Origin of the sequence: Evansella halocellulosilytica, from assembly GCF_002335745.1 — a bacterium.
Classification (GTDB): Bacteria; Bacillota; Bacilli; order Bacillales; family Salisediminibacteriaceae; genus Bacillus_CA; species Bacillus_CA halocellulosilytica.
Map to the genome: position 1 here is coordinate 787,279 of NZ_NIST01000001.1, position 16,349 is coordinate 803,627.

At 37.2% G+C, this 16,349-nt stretch carries 14 protein-coding genes and 1 pseudogene; 13 read left to right on the forward strand and 2 right to left on the reverse strand.

All coding sequences use genetic code 11. The annotated features are described in order from the left end of the window. The first annotated feature begins 122 nt into the window (after positions 1 to 122). Both rplM and rpsI read left to right on the forward strand, forming a co-directional pair. On the forward strand, positions 123 to 560 hold the full coding sequence (rplM, locus tag CD001_RS03645) for a 50S ribosomal protein L13 (RefSeq protein WP_096186242.1): 438 nt from the start codon (positions 123 to 125) through the stop codon (positions 558 to 560). A gap of 20 nt (positions 561 to 580) precedes the next feature. Then, positions 581 to 973, forward strand: a complete 393-nt coding sequence (gene rpsI, locus CD001_RS03650) for a 30S ribosomal protein S9 (protein ID WP_096186243.1) — start codon at positions 581 to 583, stop codon at positions 971 to 973. A 101-nt stretch (positions 974 to 1,074) separates the two neighbouring features. Here the strand turns inward: rpsI and CD001_RS03655 are convergent, their stop codons facing one another. Together CD001_RS03655 and CD001_RS03660 are read right to left on the reverse strand one after the other, a co-directional pair. Beyond that, the gene (locus CD001_RS03655; RefSeq protein WP_096186244.1) at positions 1,075 to 2,250 is read right to left on the reverse strand and encodes a site-specific integrase; all 1,176 of its coding nucleotides are present in this window, start codon (positions 2,248 to 2,250) and stop codon (positions 1,075 to 1,077) included. Positions 2,251 to 2,302: 52 nt separating this feature from the next. After that, positions 2,303 to 2,818, reverse strand: a complete 516-nt coding sequence (locus tag CD001_RS03660; protein WP_096186245.1) for a helix-turn-helix domain-containing protein — start codon at positions 2,816 to 2,818, stop codon at positions 2,303 to 2,305. 164 nt (positions 2,819 to 2,982) lie between these two features. On the opposite strand from CD001_RS03660, the gene CD001_RS03665 reads away from it, so the two are divergent. The 11 genes and pseudogenes from CD001_RS03665 to lpdA all read left to right on the forward strand — a co-directional run bounded on the left by CD001_RS03665 (position 2,983) and on the right by lpdA (position 16,333). Beyond that, on the forward strand, positions 2,983 to 3,273 hold the full coding sequence (locus tag CD001_RS03665) for a hypothetical protein (RefSeq protein WP_078593158.1): 291 nt from the start codon (positions 2,983 to 2,985) through the stop codon (positions 3,271 to 3,273). Positions 3,274 to 4,396: 1,123 nt separating this feature from the next. Next, entirely contained in the window at positions 4,397 to 5,494 is a 1,098-nt protein-coding gene (locus tag CD001_RS03670; RefSeq protein ID WP_096186246.1) for a hypothetical protein, read from the forward strand. A gap of 136 nt (positions 5,495 to 5,630) precedes the next feature. Next, positions 5,631 to 5,777 (forward strand): annotated as a pseudogene (locus tag CD001_RS26770) (ATP-dependent DNA ligase); the annotation flags it as partial. A gap of 143 nt (positions 5,778 to 5,920) precedes the next feature. Then, entirely contained in the window at positions 5,921 to 7,060 is a 1,140-nt protein-coding gene (locus tag CD001_RS03675) for a tyrosine-type recombinase/integrase (RefSeq protein WP_096186247.1), read from the forward strand. 4 nt (positions 7,061 to 7,064) lie between these two features. Next, positions 7,065 to 9,155 carry a tyrosine-type recombinase/integrase gene (locus CD001_RS03680; RefSeq protein ID WP_096186248.1) on the forward strand — a complete coding sequence of 697 codons (2,091 nt, stop codon included), beginning with the start codon at positions 7,065 to 7,067 and terminating at the stop codon, positions 9,153 to 9,155. Further along, positions 9,148 to 9,528 (forward strand): DUF6262 family protein, encoded by a 381-nt coding sequence (locus CD001_RS03685; RefSeq protein ID WP_012960940.1) that lies wholly within the window; start codon positions 9,148 to 9,150, stop codon positions 9,526 to 9,528. The genes CD001_RS03680 and CD001_RS03685 overlap by 8 nt, the downstream gene beginning before the upstream one ends. A gap of 159 nt (positions 9,529 to 9,687) precedes the next feature. Beyond that, on the forward strand, positions 9,688 to 11,343 hold the full coding sequence (locus CD001_RS03690) for an IS1182 family transposase (RefSeq protein ID WP_096186249.1): 1,656 nt from the start codon (positions 9,688 to 9,690) through the stop codon (positions 11,341 to 11,343). Between the two features lie 183 nt (positions 11,344 to 11,526). After that, complete coding sequence (locus CD001_RS03695) at positions 11,527 to 12,120, forward strand: class I SAM-dependent methyltransferase (RefSeq protein ID WP_012960941.1); 594 nt, start codon at positions 11,527 to 11,529, stop codon at positions 12,118 to 12,120. A gap of 35 nt (positions 12,121 to 12,155) precedes the next feature. Beyond that, positions 12,156 to 12,524: an ArsR/SmtB family transcription factor gene (locus CD001_RS03700; protein ID WP_012960942.1), complete on the forward strand. Its 369-nt coding sequence runs from the start codon at positions 12,156 to 12,158 to the stop codon at positions 12,522 to 12,524. Beyond that, positions 12,517 to 14,691: a heavy metal translocating P-type ATPase gene (locus tag CD001_RS03705; protein WP_012960943.1), complete on the forward strand. Its 2,175-nt coding sequence runs from the start codon at positions 12,517 to 12,519 to the stop codon at positions 14,689 to 14,691. The genes CD001_RS03700 and CD001_RS03705 overlap by 8 nt, the downstream gene beginning before the upstream one ends. Before the next feature lie 223 nt (positions 14,692 to 14,914). Continuing rightward, positions 14,915 to 16,333 (forward strand): dihydrolipoyl dehydrogenase, encoded by a 1,419-nt coding sequence (gene lpdA / locus CD001_RS03710; protein ID WP_012960944.1) that lies wholly within the window; start codon positions 14,915 to 14,917, stop codon positions 16,331 to 16,333. The last annotated feature ends 16 nt before the right edge of the window (positions 16,334 to 16,349 follow it).

A 16,349-nucleotide genomic window follows, 5' to 3' on the forward strand; every position in this document is an offset into this window, starting at 1 on the left:
AAGCCCACTAGCCCCGGGTACGGAAATGGATCACAGTTTTTTGTAGGAAAGTCATGTTTAATTGTTCAATTGAAACGATTTTTTTGAACAAGCTTGAAAGAGTTATTTTAGGAGGGAAACAAATGCGTACGACATATATGGCAAAGCCAAACGAAGTTGAGCGTAAATGGTACGTTGTTGACGCGGAAGGTAAAGCGCTAGGTCGTCTTGCTTCTGAAGTTGCAAGCATTCTACGCGGTAAGCATAAACCAACTTTTACACCACACATTGATACTGGTGATCACGTAATCATCATCAATGCTGAAAAAATCCATTTAACTGGTAATAAATTAGCTGATAAGCTTTATCACCGTCACAGCCAATATCCTGGCGGACTTAAGACGTTGACAGCGCAAGAAATGCGTGATCGTAAGCCAGTTAAAATGCTTGAGCTAGCGATCAAAGGAATGCTTCCAAAAGGATCTCTAGGTCGTAAGCAAGGCATGAAACTTCACGTGTATGCTGGAAGCGAGCATCCACACCAAGCACAAAAACCAGAAGCTTACGAGCTACGCGGTTAATTTAGAAGGAGGGAATTTTCTTGGCACAGGTTCAATATTACGGAACAGGTCGTCGTAAGCACTCTGTTGCACGTGTTCGTTTAGTACCAGGAGATGGTAACATCACAATTAACGGACGTAACATTGATGAGTACTTTGACCTTGAAACGTTAAAACTTATCGTTAGACAACCATTAGCTGAAACTCAAACTGAAGGCACATACGATGTGAAAGTAACTGTAGACGGTGGAGGTTACACTGGTCAAGCAGGTGCAATCCGTCACGGTGTTGCACGTGCACTTCTAGAAGCGGACCCAGAGTACCGCCTATCATTGAAGAAAGCAGGCTTCTTGACTCGTGACGCTCGTATGAAAGAGCGTAAGAAATACGGTCTTAAAGCTGCTCGTCGTGCACCTCAGTTCTCGAAGCGTTAATAAACCTTATATACCAAGGGTTTGCCCTCTTTGCTCTTATGGAGCAGGGAGGGCTTTTTCATGTCCTAATTTAGAATTGAATACCCCTTGAATACCCCGCGCTAAAATGTCATGTACTTCTGGAACATCTCCGCTGTTTTCTCCTTCGCCTCATCGGTCACGTGAGTGTAAATATCCATCGTTGTTTGAATATCTGTATGACCGAGCCGAGCTTGTACATCTTTGATGGAAGCACCAGCTGCAAACAATAAACTGGCATGAGTATGCCTAAAGGCGTGAACGTTAATTTGCGGCAACTCTGGATTTTTTTTATAGATTCGCTCCAGCTTTTCATTCAAGTAAGCCAGTCGGCAATAATCCATCTCATGTTTCAACTGATTATAGACCGTAAAGACAGGCTGCTTATCATCAGATTGAAAAGAAGAAGAAAGTTCTAACGTCAGATAGCGCTGTATTTGCTTGCTACGCCATTTCTTTAAGATCGCCAGAGTTTCATCGTCTACACTAACCACACGCCGAGAGGCCTTTGTTTTCGATGTCTGGAGCTGCTTTTTGCCACTCATGTGAATTAAAGTCTTTTTCAAGCTGACCGTCTTATGATGGAAGTCCACGTCCGACCAATGGAGGGCGTACAGTTCCCCCTTGCGTGCTCCTGTGAAGGCGAGCAGACGAAACATGGTATAAGCCATGTCGTCGTCCTGAAGCGCCTCCAGGAAGCTCCTGAGCTCTTCTCGCGTGTAGTAATACTTTTTCTCTTCCAGCTCCGCATTATATTCCATCTCATGTTTTAGTTTCGGCATCGTGACATAATCCATCGGATTGCGCTTAATAATGTCCATTTTCATGGCATATCGAAAGACCTGGTTTGCTTGTATTTTATAATCCTTGAAGGTTTTAAGCTCCTGGGCCCACGCGTTGATAGCTTTTTGACAATGCGAGCGGGATATGTTTTTCATTTTGTAAGGACCGAAGAACGGGAGAATCCTCCTGAATTTACTCTCCAGCGCATACACCGTAGTCGGTTTTACTTCTCTACGATGCTGCTTAAACCATTCCTCAAAAACTTCCTGAAAGGTAATCTGTTCATTTTGGCGGAGCCCGTGTTCATCTACTTCCACCAATAATTTAGATAGTGCAACCTTTGCTTCTTTTTTTGTTTTGAAGCCCCGTCGTGTGGTTCGTTTCTTTTTTCCAGTGCGTGGGTCCTTACCGAGATACGCATTAAACATATAAGCGGTGGTACCGTCTTTCTTTGTGTACTTTTTAATGTTTGCCATAATAGTCTCCTTTCCAATACGCTGGCAGGCTATATACAGGAAAGGGAAATGCTTATTCAAAAATTAATTCAAGTATGGTTCTAACTTTTTTACGTTTTTCGTCTGTTAAAGATTCGTTCTTATAGTACAAGTCAATCTTCATATTAAGAAGATCATGAAGGTCAAATAATCTTCTTCTTAATTCGTCATCTGATAATTCTCTAATAGATTGCTCTCTGTTTTCTGTTTTCACTTCTTCAATACATGGAAGGCTTACATCTATAGTTCTCATTTTATTTAGGAATTTTTCACTTTTAACAGGCTCATTCCCCTCATATATAACAAGACCATTCTCAACATCAATATAAGACTCAGAGTAGCCGGCTAATTTCATTAGATAAACAGGTGAAATGTCTAACCCTATAGCAAGCTTTCTTATTAAGGCGGGTTTAGGTAAATCTTTATAACCGTTCTCTATTTGAGATAAATAAGAATCAGAGTAGCCCGTTCGTTCTTTTAAGTCTAGTAAAGTTAATTTTTTCTTTTTCCGAATCTCTTTGAGTTTGGCCCCGAATTCTTTAGCATCCAATAGAAAACCCTCCTTTTTTTAGTTTAATTAACATTATTATCACACGTTTACTTTACTAAGTAAAGTTTTTTCTAACTAAAAGTTGAAATTTATTTGGAAATGATTTACAATTAAGTGAGTGGATAATATTCTTACTAAGTAAACAAAGGGGGAGGACGAAGCTAATGAAGGGTTTTATACCATTGCAAGTCTCAGATGAGTTTAAGAGTAATTATTATGAGTTATTTTATGAACTCAGCAAAGAAGCTTTTGAAGCTGCTAAAAAAGAAAGTGGAGCGGGGAGGTTTATGACGAAAAAGCAATGTTGTGAGTTTATCGGCATTTCTTTTGGTCATTTGCAAAAATTGGAAAAACTTGGCTTGCCAATTATTGAGTTAGAAGGTAAGGTGCTCGTAGATCGTGAGGATGTTATTAAATTCGTGAGTAAATATAAAAAAATTGAAAATCTAATATAAAATAATTAAATCGCTGGCAGGCGATATATAAACAAGGAAAATATGGTTAAATGAGGGCCAACACATCGAAGGATAAGTGAAAAACTAAGAACAAAAGCAATTATTAGGTCACAATCAGTCAGAAGAAGAAATAGTCGATTATCTCCCAAATTGTTGGAAGATAATCGGCTTTTTTCTATTGATGAAATCCCTTTAAAAAATCTCAGAAGGGGAGACTCGTGATATTTTACCGTGTTTTAAGCTTTCCGAACAATTAAATAAAGTCATCGATTTTATATTAAATCTTCTATCAGTCACAGAACAAAGTAGCTGTCGTTTGAGGAAGCTTTTTCCCTTAGAGATACCTCAAACTCAAAAATGTTCCTCCGTTCCTGGTTTTTTCGAGAAAACTTTATATGCGTAACATGCATATATATAATATTTTTATTTATAGTCTTTACTTAAAAAAAAGAGGAACCAAGGTACATAAACCTGTGACCCCTTGGTATGATAGGATTTTGCTGTTCCTTTTTGACCTGTGACTCCAGGGACATTCGAGGTACATTCGGGGGTAAAAAGGAACAAACCGGTCGATTTTACTTGCGTACATGCAAAAACGGCATGATTATGTTCTACCCCTGTAAACGCCTACATCTTATAATACTTGCACACATGCAAAAATGACCGCAAAATAGGAACATTTAGGCCGAAAAAGGAACATTTTGACCCCAAAAAGAAACAAAGCAGGAACAAAAATAAGCAGCAAATAAATATATAAATCGAGGATTAAATATCACTCTGATCAAAGCCTTCAGCGATCAATTATTGTTAGTTATCCCAGTGAAACAATGAAGGGGAAGCGACGGTTGTGGATGATTTGATAAATCTGATCGGTACGTTGCCAAGACGAGAAAAAGGTATCTGCCTATAGTTGCGCAGCCGGGCGAGTTAAATAGTTACTGAGAAAAAAACCAGGAGTCGTCGATCACTAAAAAGAGCGGACCTTGTCACGATAACCAAACAAACGGGGCATAGTTCCACCCAATCGTAAGACATATAAGGTTGCAGAGTAGTAATTATTGCCGGATAATTAAAAAGAGATAAAGTAAGAGAATAAATCGTGAGATCTAAACCGAGGTGTTGTATGGATTTATTGCAAATTTCCAGAAGCCAGTTGATTAGTGAAGTATACGAAAGTGAAAAAATGATAATACGATTAACAAACGTACCGGCAGAGAGTCGATCGTATATTTCAAGTTCACTATTACCATATTTATCAATGATTTGTGATGGTATTGATGATCTTTTTCCAATGGAGGATGGTGGTGTTATTTCGAATGGTTTTGAAGATATAAATGGAAAGAGTTTTACCGCGCTTATCAAAGATATAAGAGCTAGTTCCAAATTGCTTACTGATAAAAGACGCATAAATAAATCAATCAAGATATTAGATAGTGAAATGGCAAAATTGCATGATGCGTTAATCAATGATTATAATGCGTTGCAATTAGCGTATGTAAAAATATCAGGGCAAGCGGACTTAGGCGTATTCTATTATAAAAACAAACCTTTTGCCAACAGTAGTCAACTGAGTTTATATATTAAACCATTCAATTCAAGTTTGATGGAAGTTAGGACTAGTTTATTCGAATTTAGCAGGCAGTCCGCTATGTACATAGGCGGGTTTTGTTCTAAGTTAAGGGGGCCTATATCACAGCTGAAGGAAGAAGACTATCATGCGGATATAGTTTATAAAGACTTCAAGCGCTTAGATTATATATACAGCGAAGAAACACACAGAAATATTTTTAATAGCGCAATTGAAAAAGGGGTAGCATTGTATTTACTGAATATGCAATGCCAATTGAATTTTGCCCTCATGATTATAGATTTACTAATAGAGGAACATCCACTGAAATACAGAATTCAATTGCTGATTTACTATTATTCTGTGCAAGCAATAGGTTTCGCTTTTAGCTCAGGTTATTTAGAAGAATTGAAAGAGCATCAAGAAACAATTACTTCTGTAATAGAGACTCATAAAAGTATATTTATAGACAACGCTTTTAGAAACAATCTGTTTCATTACAGGCTCTCCGAGGAGATTAATCCTTCATTGGGTGAAAACTATTTCAGAGCTATGGTGGAAACACACACATCCACACCATTAGAAAAACTACTAACCACTGTTTATAAAGAGATGAATACAGTTGAAAACTTAATTCAAGAAATTATCTACTAATGTTGGATCGTATCGGCAGCTTTTTATACGAGTTTCTTTTATAGAACGTTCGTAGATGAATCCCGGGGTGTAATTGCCATTAGATTACTAATTCGTTTATCACCTTCTCATAGTAAAATGAGTATGAGGTGATGACATGTTTGTTAGTCCGATGTTGCTTCATAAATCAGAAGTACCGTTTAATGACGAATCCTATATAACGGAGCTCAAGCTAGATGGAATCAGGCTGCTCCTATCCAAAATGAATAATAAGGTTCGCTTATATACAAGGCACAATAACGATTAACTATACTATAATAATAGTAGAACAATTAGTATAATATATGAACCTATTCTATTATTTTTTTACATACTAAAATTATTAAACAGATTTAAAAAGATTGGTTCAATATGTATAATATGTAAACGGTTCAGAGGGGGACATAGATGAAAGTTCAGGAAGTCTTATTGGAAAATAATATGAAAAGATACATGTTACTGGATGACAAAGGGCTGCTAGTCCTTCCGGTGATGAAATACATAAAATACCTAGATACACGGGGAAAAAGCCCAAATACTCAAAAAACGTACTGTTATGCATTAAAGGAGTATTTTACATTCTTAGAGGATGTCAACCTGGGATATAAAGATGTAAGATTAGAAGATTTGGTGGACTTTATTGCATGGCTTCGGAATCCATACGGAATTAATAAAGCAGTGCCACTTCAACCAACTGAAGCCAGAAAAAAGGAAAACACTATCAATCTAATTCTTACAGCTGTAAATGGTTTTTATGACTATTTATATCGAAATGAAGAGTTAGATAAAGCCATGGTTGATTTAGTCACGAAAGAACAATTATTTAAAGGGGCAAAGAGGGCATATAGAGATTTCCTCTACCATGTTAATCAAAATAGTCCTTCGCATAAAAACGTCCTGAGGGTCAAGAAGAGGAAAGTAAAGTTAAAAGTGTTGTCAAAAATGGAAGTTGAAATGCTCTATAATGGAGCAACGAATATTAGGGATAAGTTGTTAATACAAACTCTATATGAGACGGGCTTACGAATTGGAGAATTACTTTCGCTTTTTATTGAGGATTTTATATTTGATCATAAGGGCGGTCATAGGATTAAGCTTGTTGACCGTGGTGAGCTTGAAAATGGTGCCAAACTAAAAACTAGCGAAAGGGAAATTTATGTATCGCAATCACTTATGGACCTATTAGACGATTATCTTTATGAAGTGATTGACGATCTTGATATTGATACGAATTTCGTCTTTGTAAAATTAAAGGGAAAAAATATTGGACACCCAATGAATTATCAAAATGTTTCTGCTCTATTCAAACGGCTACGGAAAAAAGTCAAATTCAAGGTCCATCCACACCTTCTTAGGCATACTCACGCAACCATGTATTACAGACAAACTGGCGACATTAAACAGGTGCAAGAGCGTATAGGGCATAGCCAAATTCAAACGACTATAAATTTTTATCTTCATCCTTCCGAAGAAGATATCCGAAATAACTGGGAAAAGGCTCAGTCAGCGTTTCAAATCGGCAGTAAAGAATATAGTAATGGGGAGTAATGAAATGAACCTAAATGAACATAAGAGAGAAACTGAGGATTCGTTCTATCAGCGATTGACGAAAGAACTTTCCTTTTACATTGAAAAGGTGAAAACCAAAGAGGGATTAACTAATCTTACTGTTAATGACCCATATTTTTTATTGAATGATACATGGAGTATCGAAAAACTAGCCACCATCGAAAATTTTAAAGATGCGATTGCGAAGAAAAAATTTAATCGAACGAACGTTATTTTTAGGTTCAGTAATCCTCAAATTCTACTAGAAATGAAATATTTCGTCTTCCGGAAAATGTTCGATGATAACTGGACTATTAACACTTTATTTGTTCAAGGAAATTATAATTTAAAACAGTTAGGACTTTTTCTGGATGAAAAGTTTCCAAGATTGAATTCTATTTTAGATCTTGACATCGAAAAAGCTAATAAAAGGTGGATGATGTGGCTTCAGGAAAAGGGAATCGGTACACATACTAAGGATAAAAGATATGAGAATCCCGTTAAACGACCGGTAACAAGGTTTCTAAAGAGTGTTTATAATGATTTATCAAAACTACTTGATTTTCGGGATGAATGGGAAAAAGAAGTTTGGGATGTGCGTAATCTAAACCAGAAATACGGGATTTATTATAATCATGCTCGTAGTCATGTGAGGCTAGATTTTACAGTTGTGAAACAAATCCCCTTCCGTTTTGAAATACAAAAATGGCTGAAGTATCGCCTTCTTTCAAATGACTTAACTTGGGGTACAGCCGTTAATTATATGGTCAGCATTCCAAAGTTTCTGGATTTTATCTTTGAGTTAGAACCCACATGGAAAAATCTTAATGAACTTTCACGATCTCATTTTGAAGAATATTTGGACCTTTTACATAAAGAAAATGCCGAAAGGCAAAGAGTAACGTATTCTTATGAATACGTTACAAAAGCCATTTCTTCGGCAAATAAATTCCTTGAAGGTTTACAAACGATCAATTCACCTTTAGCACCTAAAAAAGATGTTAGAATGATTATTTTTAGATATGACCGTCCTAAAAAGAAAAAGAAGTCAAAAAAAGTAAAATATATTCCTGATTCTGTTTTACAACAACTATTTGACAATATTAATTACCTTCACGAGGAAGTACAACCTATTATATGGATAAGCTTTAAGACAGGATTAAGGGTGTCTGATACCTTGAGGCTGACACAAGACTGTTTGTTGAGAATTAATGGAAAATACCAACTTATTTCAGACGTGACCAAAACATGTTTAAAAGATCATTCGATACCGATAGATGATGAATTGGCAGATGTAATTGCGGTATTAATTAAGAATTCAAAGGAAAACAGTAACGAAGAAAACAATCCGCAAAACTACATATTCGTTCGCTATCGAGGAGTCCGAAAGGGAAGACCGTACTCTGCCGATTGGATTGGTGAAAGACTTAATTCATTGGCGAAAGAGAAAAAGATTGTTGATGAAAAAGGAGAGATATATCATTTCAGAATGCACCAATTTAGGCACACCTACGCTGTTAAAATGTTAAATAGTGGCGCAGATTTCTTTACAGTTCAGCAGTTATTGGCGCATTCCTCTCCGGAAATGACGCTTGTTTACGCAAGATTATTAGACACGACCAAGAGAAAAGTATTCGAAGAAGCAATGAAGCAAGGGTTGTTTAGTTTTGATGTGAACGGAGAAATGAAACAAATCAAGCCAAATGAAGAAATTCCTGAGGATATTTTAGAAGTCTTGTGGCGTGAACAAAAGTTAAGTGCTGTTGACAATCCTTACGGAACTTGCCACGCTAGAATCAATGGAAATTGCCCACACGCAGAAGAACCTCCGTGTCTTACATGTAATGGCGGTAGCCCTTGTAAGGATCTCGCAATAGGCTTTTCTGAATTAGACATCCAAAAATATGAGCTGCTTGTAAAAACTTCCTCTAGGACTATTGAAGTGTTGGAACAACGTGGTCGTCAAGATATTGCTGAAAAGAACAAAAAGAACTTGGAGCGATACCAAAATATCTTAAACACCATCCAATCCGGCAAATTTATTTTTGGACGTTTGGACCGCATTAAAAGAAAGCAGGGTTTGGCAAATGTCTAATTTTAATCGAAAAGAACAATTGAAAAAAATCCACGAGAGCCGCAAAGCAAATACGGCTTTAAAAGTGGACGGAGCAATCAAAAGGCTTATAAAAGCAAATGAAAGTATTAATTTTAACAGCGTGTCAAAGGAAGCCGGCATTGCAAAAGCAACGTTGTATAACAACGAGGACTTCCGTTCGAGAATTGAAAAATTAAGAAACCAACAATCACAAGTACCCACCCCGAAACAAGTGAAACAGGAAATGAATGAAAGCAACAAGGATGCCCTCATTGCATCCTTAAAAAGAAAAAATCAAAAACTGGAACAGGAAAACAAGCAATTAAGGAAGCAGCTGAAAGTTGCTTATGCAGATGTCTACAAAAAGTTATGAGAGGCTGGGACAAAACCAGTAAATGGTAAATAAAAATGGTCATTTCTAACCGGGTGTTAGAGATGACCATTTTTTACGTTTTTTTCATTATTAAAGCAGAAAAAAAGGACTCCCTCTGCTATGATTAAAGTACCACCAAAAACCATGGGAGGGATCCTTTTGTTTAAACAGTATAACATGAATCAAGTGATTTTGCCTTTAGATATGGAAAGAAAATTACATAAAGATGATATTGCGTTTACGATCCATGAGATGATCGAAGGTATTCCAGAGGAAGCATTCGAGCCGTTTCTTCGCGAAACGGGTACCCCTTCTTATCATCCTAAAATGATGATGAAAGTTATCTTATGCGCTTACACCCAATCCGTATTTTCTGGAAGAAAAATCGAAGCCCTAGTGCAGGACAGTGTGCGCATGATGTGGCTAGCACAAGGCTACGAACCAAGTTATCGCACCATTAACCGGTTCCGAGTGAACCTCCATGTACAAGACCTTCTCCGTGAATGCTTCGTACAATTCCGCAGTCAGCTAGTCGAAGAGAAGGTCATTGATCAAGAAGCGGTTTTCATAGATGGTACAAAGATCGAAGCAAACGCCAACAAGTACACGTTTGTCTGGCGTAAATCGACCGAACGACACAGTCAGAATTTAATTGAGAAATCAAATACGATGTATGAAGAGCTGTTGGAACAAGAGGTCATCCCTGCGATGGAACGGGAAAGTTCAGACGAACTTTCGACAGAAGAACTTCAATCCGTGGTGAATAAGCTGGATGACCACATTGAGGATTTCAATCAAAAGATTGAATCGAGCGATGATACAGCGGTACGGAAACAGCTCCGTTCCGATCGAAAAAAGCCTAAAGAGTATCAGAAACAGTTCAAGGATTTTCTTCAACGAAAACAAAAATATCAAACCGATATGGAGATATTTGGTGAACGCAATAGTTACTCCAAAACGGATCATGATGCGACATTCATGCGTATGAAAGACGATCACATGAGAAATGGTCAATTAAAGGCAGGGTATAACGTTCAACTTGCGACCGAAAACCAGTACGCTCTTGCTTATGATGTTTTTCCGAATCCAACGGACGTTAGAACATTGATTCCTTTCTTAGACCGTATAGAGAACGATTTTTTTGAATTACCTCGATATATTGTAGCGGATGCAGGGTATGGCAGTGAACAAAATTATCAAGATGTGCATGAAAATCGTGAACGGGAAGCTCTGATTACTTTCAACACGTATCGTAAAGAAAAGACCAAGAAATATCAAAAGGACCCTTCCAATTCGGCCAACTGGGCTTATGACGAAGAAAAAGATGCTTTCACTTGTCCCAACGGACAACAAGTCTCCTTTCTATATACATCGCAGAAAAAAGATCGATATGGGTTTACGAGAACCGTTAAAGTCTATGAGTGTGAGGACTGTTCTTCCTGTCCGTTACGGGCTGAGTGCAATAAGAGACAAAGTGGACGCAACCGAAGAATCTACTTTAATCCGACATGGGAAGAACAAAAAGCTTATATAAGAGAACAGCTTTCGGAAACGAAAACAGGTGAACTTTATGGTCAAAGAAAAATTGACGTTGAACCTGTATTCGGTTTTCTGAAGGCGAATTTGCGTTTCTCTCGAATGTCAGTGAGAGGAACTGACAAGGTGAAAAATGAGTTAGGGTTTGCATTCATGGCTGTGAACCTAAGAAAATACACCTCAAAACCCCAGAAGGTGTCCGGTAGGACACCTTACCATTCACAGAAAAAAGATTCGGATGATCAAAAAATGATCATCCGAACCTTTTTTTATTCGTAGAAACTAGTTTTGTCCCAGCCTCTTTCTTCTTGAACGAACGGGCAGTTTAATTGAATAAGAATCAGACATTGGGAATTGGGATAATCCAATTTTTTATTTTTCATTCAAATAAATGTTTGAATATCATTTAAAAAAGGAGTATACTTTAATCAAACAAACATTTGAATAATAAGGGGGGATTTTATGGAATTAAATAAGTTAGAGTTTTATTTGATGAATAATCCGATTAGACGTTGGTTACAAAAAAACGTTGAATTTAAAACTTTTAAGGGATTCTTAGATGAGCATAATCTTTCATTGGAGGGAAAAGTAGTATTAGATGCTGGTTGTGGATCGGGCTATAGCACAAAATTAATCCAACAATTCTCACCTGCTGAACTTGTAGGATTTGATTTAATGCCATCGCAAATTGTAAAGGCGAAACAAAAATATCCGGAATTGGATTTTTTTGTTGGGAATGTGTTAGACACACAATTAGATTCTAATAAGTTTGATGCAGTTTTTGTTTTTGGGATTTTACATCATATTCCTAAATGGAAAGATGCTATTGGAGAACTTTATAGAGTATTAAAGCCTGGAGGGGTACTTTTAGTTGAAGATTTGAATAAAGATGGCTCTCACTTCTTTGCAACTTATATGAAATTAGATCATCCCCCGGAAGCCTATTTTACTTGGGATGAGTTTACTCATCATCTTGAGGATACAGGATTCACTATTTTAGAACAAAGAAGGATTATCTCAAATGGAGTCGGGTCTTTCCTTTGTTTAAAAAGATAATATTTAAAACATTTCATTGATAAGGAGTGGTCAGTTTGAGTAAAAAAGACAATTGTGAGATTTATTGTTATGACGAAGAAAAAGTCAATCGAATACAAGGGGAATTGCAAAAGGAAGATATTTTTAGTGTTGCCCAACTATTTAAAGCACTTGCAGATGATAACAGGGCAAAGATTTCTTATGCTTTATGCCAAGATGATGAGTTATGCGTATGTGATGTTGCAAATATCATTGGTTCCTCTGTGGCAACAGCTTCCCATCACTTACGAACTCTTCATAAGCAAGGGATTGTGAAGTATCGAAAAGAAGGAAAACTTGCGTTTTATTCGCTAGATGATGAACATATTAAGCAGTTAATCGTTATTGCTTTGGCACATAAGAAAGAGGTGAAAGTAAATGTCTGAACAACAAGCAAAATTATCTGAAGAAGAAATGAAAACCTATCGCGTTCAAGGGTTTACCTGTGCAAATTGTGCAGGAAAGTTTGAAAATAATGTTAAAAAACTTCCTGGAGTTCAGGACGCAAAAGTAAATTTTGGTGCGTCTAAGATATCTGTTTACGGAGATGCAACGATTGAAGAATTAGAAAAAGCCGGTGCATTTGAGAATCTTAAAGTAAATCCTGAAAAATCTGCCCGTCATGTTTCGCAAGAGGTAACCGATGATACAAAAGAAGAAAAAGTTCCATTTTATAAAAAGTATAGTACATTACTTTATTCAACTTCGTTCCTTGCTTTCGGTTATCTCTCCTACTTTGTAAATGGAGAAGAAAATCTTCTTACAACCCTATTATTTTTAGCATCAATGTTGGTAGGTGGATTGTCGCTTTTTAAAGTAGGTTTGCAAAACTTATTACGCTTTGAATTTGACATGAAAACCCTTATGACAGTAGCTGTTATAGGTGGAGCCATTATTGGTGAATGGGGAGAAGTTGCTATTGTTGTCATTCTCTTTGCTATCAGTGAAGAACTTGAACGATTTTCCATGGATAGAGCAAGAAATTCGATTCGTTCTCTAATGGATATCGCTCCTAAAGAAGCACTCGTTAGACGTAATGGTCAAGAAATAATGATTCATGTCGATGAGATTGCTGTTGGTGATATCATGATTGTAAAACCTGGTGAAAAAATAGCGATGGATGGTGTAGTTGTAAATGGTTACTCTGCCGTCAACCAAGCAGCTATTACGGGTGAATCAGTTCCCGTTGAAAAAACGGTTGACGATGAAGTATTTGCAGGTACTTTAAATGAAGAAGGATTACTTGAAATAAAAATAACGAAACTTGTAGAAGATACAACGATATCTAAAATTATTCATCTTGTAGAGGAAGCACAAGGAGAACGCGCTCCTTCGCAGGCATTTGTCGATAAATTTGCAAAATATTACACACCCATCATTATGATCATTGCAGCATTAGTTGCTGTAGTCCCTCCCCTACTCTTAGGTAGTAGTTGGGAAACATGGGTTTATCAAGGATTGGCCGTTCTTGTTGTTGGTTGTCCATGTGCGTTGGTCATATCGACTCCGATTTCTATTGTTTCAGCAATTGGGAATGCTGCGAAAAAAGGTGTACTTGTAAAAGGCGGAGTGTATTTAGAAGAAATGGGTGCTTTAAAGGCAATAGCATTTGATAAAACAGGTACATTAACAAAAGGTGTTCCCGTTGTAACTGATTTTGATGTATTGAATAACCAAACGAATGAAAAAGATTTATTGGCGATTATTACTGCACTAGAGTATCGTTCCCAGCATCCCCTTGCTTCAGCTATCATGAAAAAAGCAGAAGAAGAAAACATTTTATATTCTAAAGTACTGGTAGAGGATTTCTCATCTATTACAGGTAAGGGTATCAAAGGAATTGTAAATGGGATGACATATTATATCGGTAGCCCGAAACTCTTTAGGGAATTATTAACTACTGATTTCGATAAAGACTTAGAACAAAATATTACTGCTCTTCAAAATCAAGGTAAAACAGCAATGATTATTGGAACTGAAAAAGAAATACTTGGAATTATTGCAGTTGCTGATGAAGTCCGTGAATCAAGCAAGGACATTATTCAAAAGTTACATCAACTTGGTATCAAAAAGACTATTATGCTTACAGGTGATAACAAAGGTACGGCGAATGCAATAGGAAGTCATGTTGGAGTATCTGATATCCGAGCCGATCTGATGCCTCAGGACAAATTAGAATATATAAAACAATTAAGGGCCGACTTTGGGAATGTCGCCATGGTTGGAGATGGTGTCAATGATGCACCTGCATTGGCAGCCTCAACAGTCGGTATCGCAATGGGTGGAGCCGGTACAGACACAGCCTTAGAAACGGCAGACGTCGCTCTAATGGGAGACGATTTAAGAAAACTTCCATTCACTGTAAAACTTAGCCGAAAAGCTCTTAATATCATCAAAGCTAACATTACTTTCGCCATTGCTATTAAATTTATTGCCTTACTATTGGTTATCCCAGGTTGGTTAACACTTTGGATTGCCATCCTTTCAGATATGGGGGCGACCATTCTAGTAGCGCTAAATGGTTTGCGCCTAATGAGAGTGAAAGAAGAATAAAGGAAAAGGGCTAAAAAGGCTTTCTAGACAGTTTGGAAAGCCTTTTTCTAAAATAATTTCAAATAGTATTACTTCTTAATATCCATCCTAAATAAATATGGGAAGATTGGGTATAAGTAAATAACAGCTTCATATTACATATAGGTATCCATATGGATAAAAAGAACTTTCATTGGAATTAAAATTAATTCTATTCTTTATCAAATCAAAGGAGGAAACTGATATGACTGTTGAAGGAAAAAGAGAAGTAGATTTGTTAGTTATTGGTGCAGGTTCAGGAGGTTATGTAGCTGCTATACGTGCTGCTCAGTTAGGGAAAAAAGTGGTGTTGGTGGATAAAGCAGAGTTAGGAGGGGTTTGCCTTAATCGTGGATGTATACCTTCAAAGGCTCTTATCAGTGCTTCTGAACGAGTAAAACACATAAAACATGCTAATACAATAGGGATAAAGGTTTCAGGTGAAGTTAATGTAGAGATGCCAGAAGTAGTGAAATGGAAGGACGGTATAGTGAATAAACTAACGAATGGTGTTCAGACTTTGCTGAAAGGAAATGGTGTCGAAGTCATTAGTGGGGAAGCATATCTGACTGAACCCTTTGTTGTCAAAATAAATATTGGTAACCAAGAACAAGTCTTTTCATACAAAGACTTAATTCTTGCAATAGGATCATTACCTACTGAGTTAAAAAGTATGCCATTTGATAGAAAAAGAATCATCTCTTCGACTGAGGCATTGACACTTCAGGAAGTACCGAAACATTTAGTTGTAGTAGGTGGCGGTTATATCGGTTTAGAGTTAGGAACTGCTTATGCCAAATTCGGAGCTAAAGTGACCATCCTTGAAGGATCAGATACAATTATTCCAGGTACGGACCCTATGCTGACAAGCGTAGTCAAACGTCATTTAAAGGAACATGGAATCACGGTCAAAACGAATGCTTTAGTCCAAGGCGGAGAAAATACAGGCGATGAAGTAAACATTGAGGTTCAAATTAATGGAAAAGAAGAGATAATCAAGGGTGACTATTGCTTAGTTTCCATTGGAAGAAAACCGAATACAGGGAAAATGGGGTTGGAAAATATTGGGGTAGAACTTGACCGACACGGGTTTATTAAGATAAATGATAAATGTCAAACAAATGTTGAACATGTATATGCGATTGGAGACTGTGCTGGTGGTTACCTCCTTGCTCATAAAGCTAGTTACGAGGGTAAAATAGCTGCCGAAGTAATAAGTGGGCTAAAAAGTGTGATTGATTTTCAGGCAATGCCTTTTGTAATTTTCAGCGATCCTGAAGTAGCCTATACAGGTTTAACGGAGAAGGAAGCAAAGGAAAAAGGATATGAAACGGTTTCTAGTCGATTTCCATTCCAAGCTAACGGTAGAGCCTTATCTGTTTCGGACGGTGATGGTTTCGTAAAAGTTGTAGCCGACAAAAAATCCAATCGAGTGTTAGGTGTACAAATGGTCGGACCAGATGTATCATCCCTGATTGCTGAAGCAGTTTTTGCGATTGAGTGTGGAGCAACAGCAGAAGATCTCAGCCTTACGATACATGCACATCCAACTTTACCTGAGCCCTTAATGGAAGCTGCTGAAGGTGTTATGGGACATGCTATTCATATGTTAAATAAAATATAATTAGAACAAGTTTGAG

Coding starts and splice junctions, on each gene's coding strand:
- rplM (WP_096186242.1), top strand. CDS start 123: ATGCGTACGACATATATGGCAAAGCCAAACGAAGTTGAGCGTAAATGG.
- CD001_RS03655 (WP_096186244.1), bottom strand. CDS start 2,250: ATGGCAAACATTAAAAAGTACACAAAGAAAGACGGTACCACCGCTTAT.
- CD001_RS03665 (WP_078593158.1), top strand. CDS start 2,983: ATGAAGGGTTTTATACCATTGCAAGTCTCAGATGAGTTTAAGAGTAAT.
- CD001_RS03670 (WP_096186246.1), top strand. CDS start 4,397: ATGGATTTATTGCAAATTTCCAGAAGCCAGTTGATTAGTGAAGTATAC.
- CD001_RS03675 (WP_096186247.1), top strand. CDS start 5,921: ATGAAAGTTCAGGAAGTCTTATTGGAAAATAATATGAAAAGATACATG.
- CD001_RS03680 (WP_096186248.1), top strand. CDS start 7,065: ATGAACCTAAATGAACATAAGAGAGAAACTGAGGATTCGTTCTATCAG.
- CD001_RS03685 (WP_012960940.1), top strand. CDS start 9,148: ATGTCTAATTTTAATCGAAAAGAACAATTGAAAAAAATCCACGAGAGC.
- CD001_RS03695 (WP_012960941.1), top strand. CDS start 11,527: ATGGAATTAAATAAGTTAGAGTTTTATTTGATGAATAATCCGATTAGA.
- CD001_RS03705 (WP_012960943.1), top strand. CDS start 12,517: ATGTCTGAACAACAAGCAAAATTATCTGAAGAAGAAATGAAAACCTAT.
- lpdA (WP_012960944.1), top strand. CDS start 14,915: ATGACTGTTGAAGGAAAAAGAGAAGTAGATTTGTTAGTTATTGGTGCA.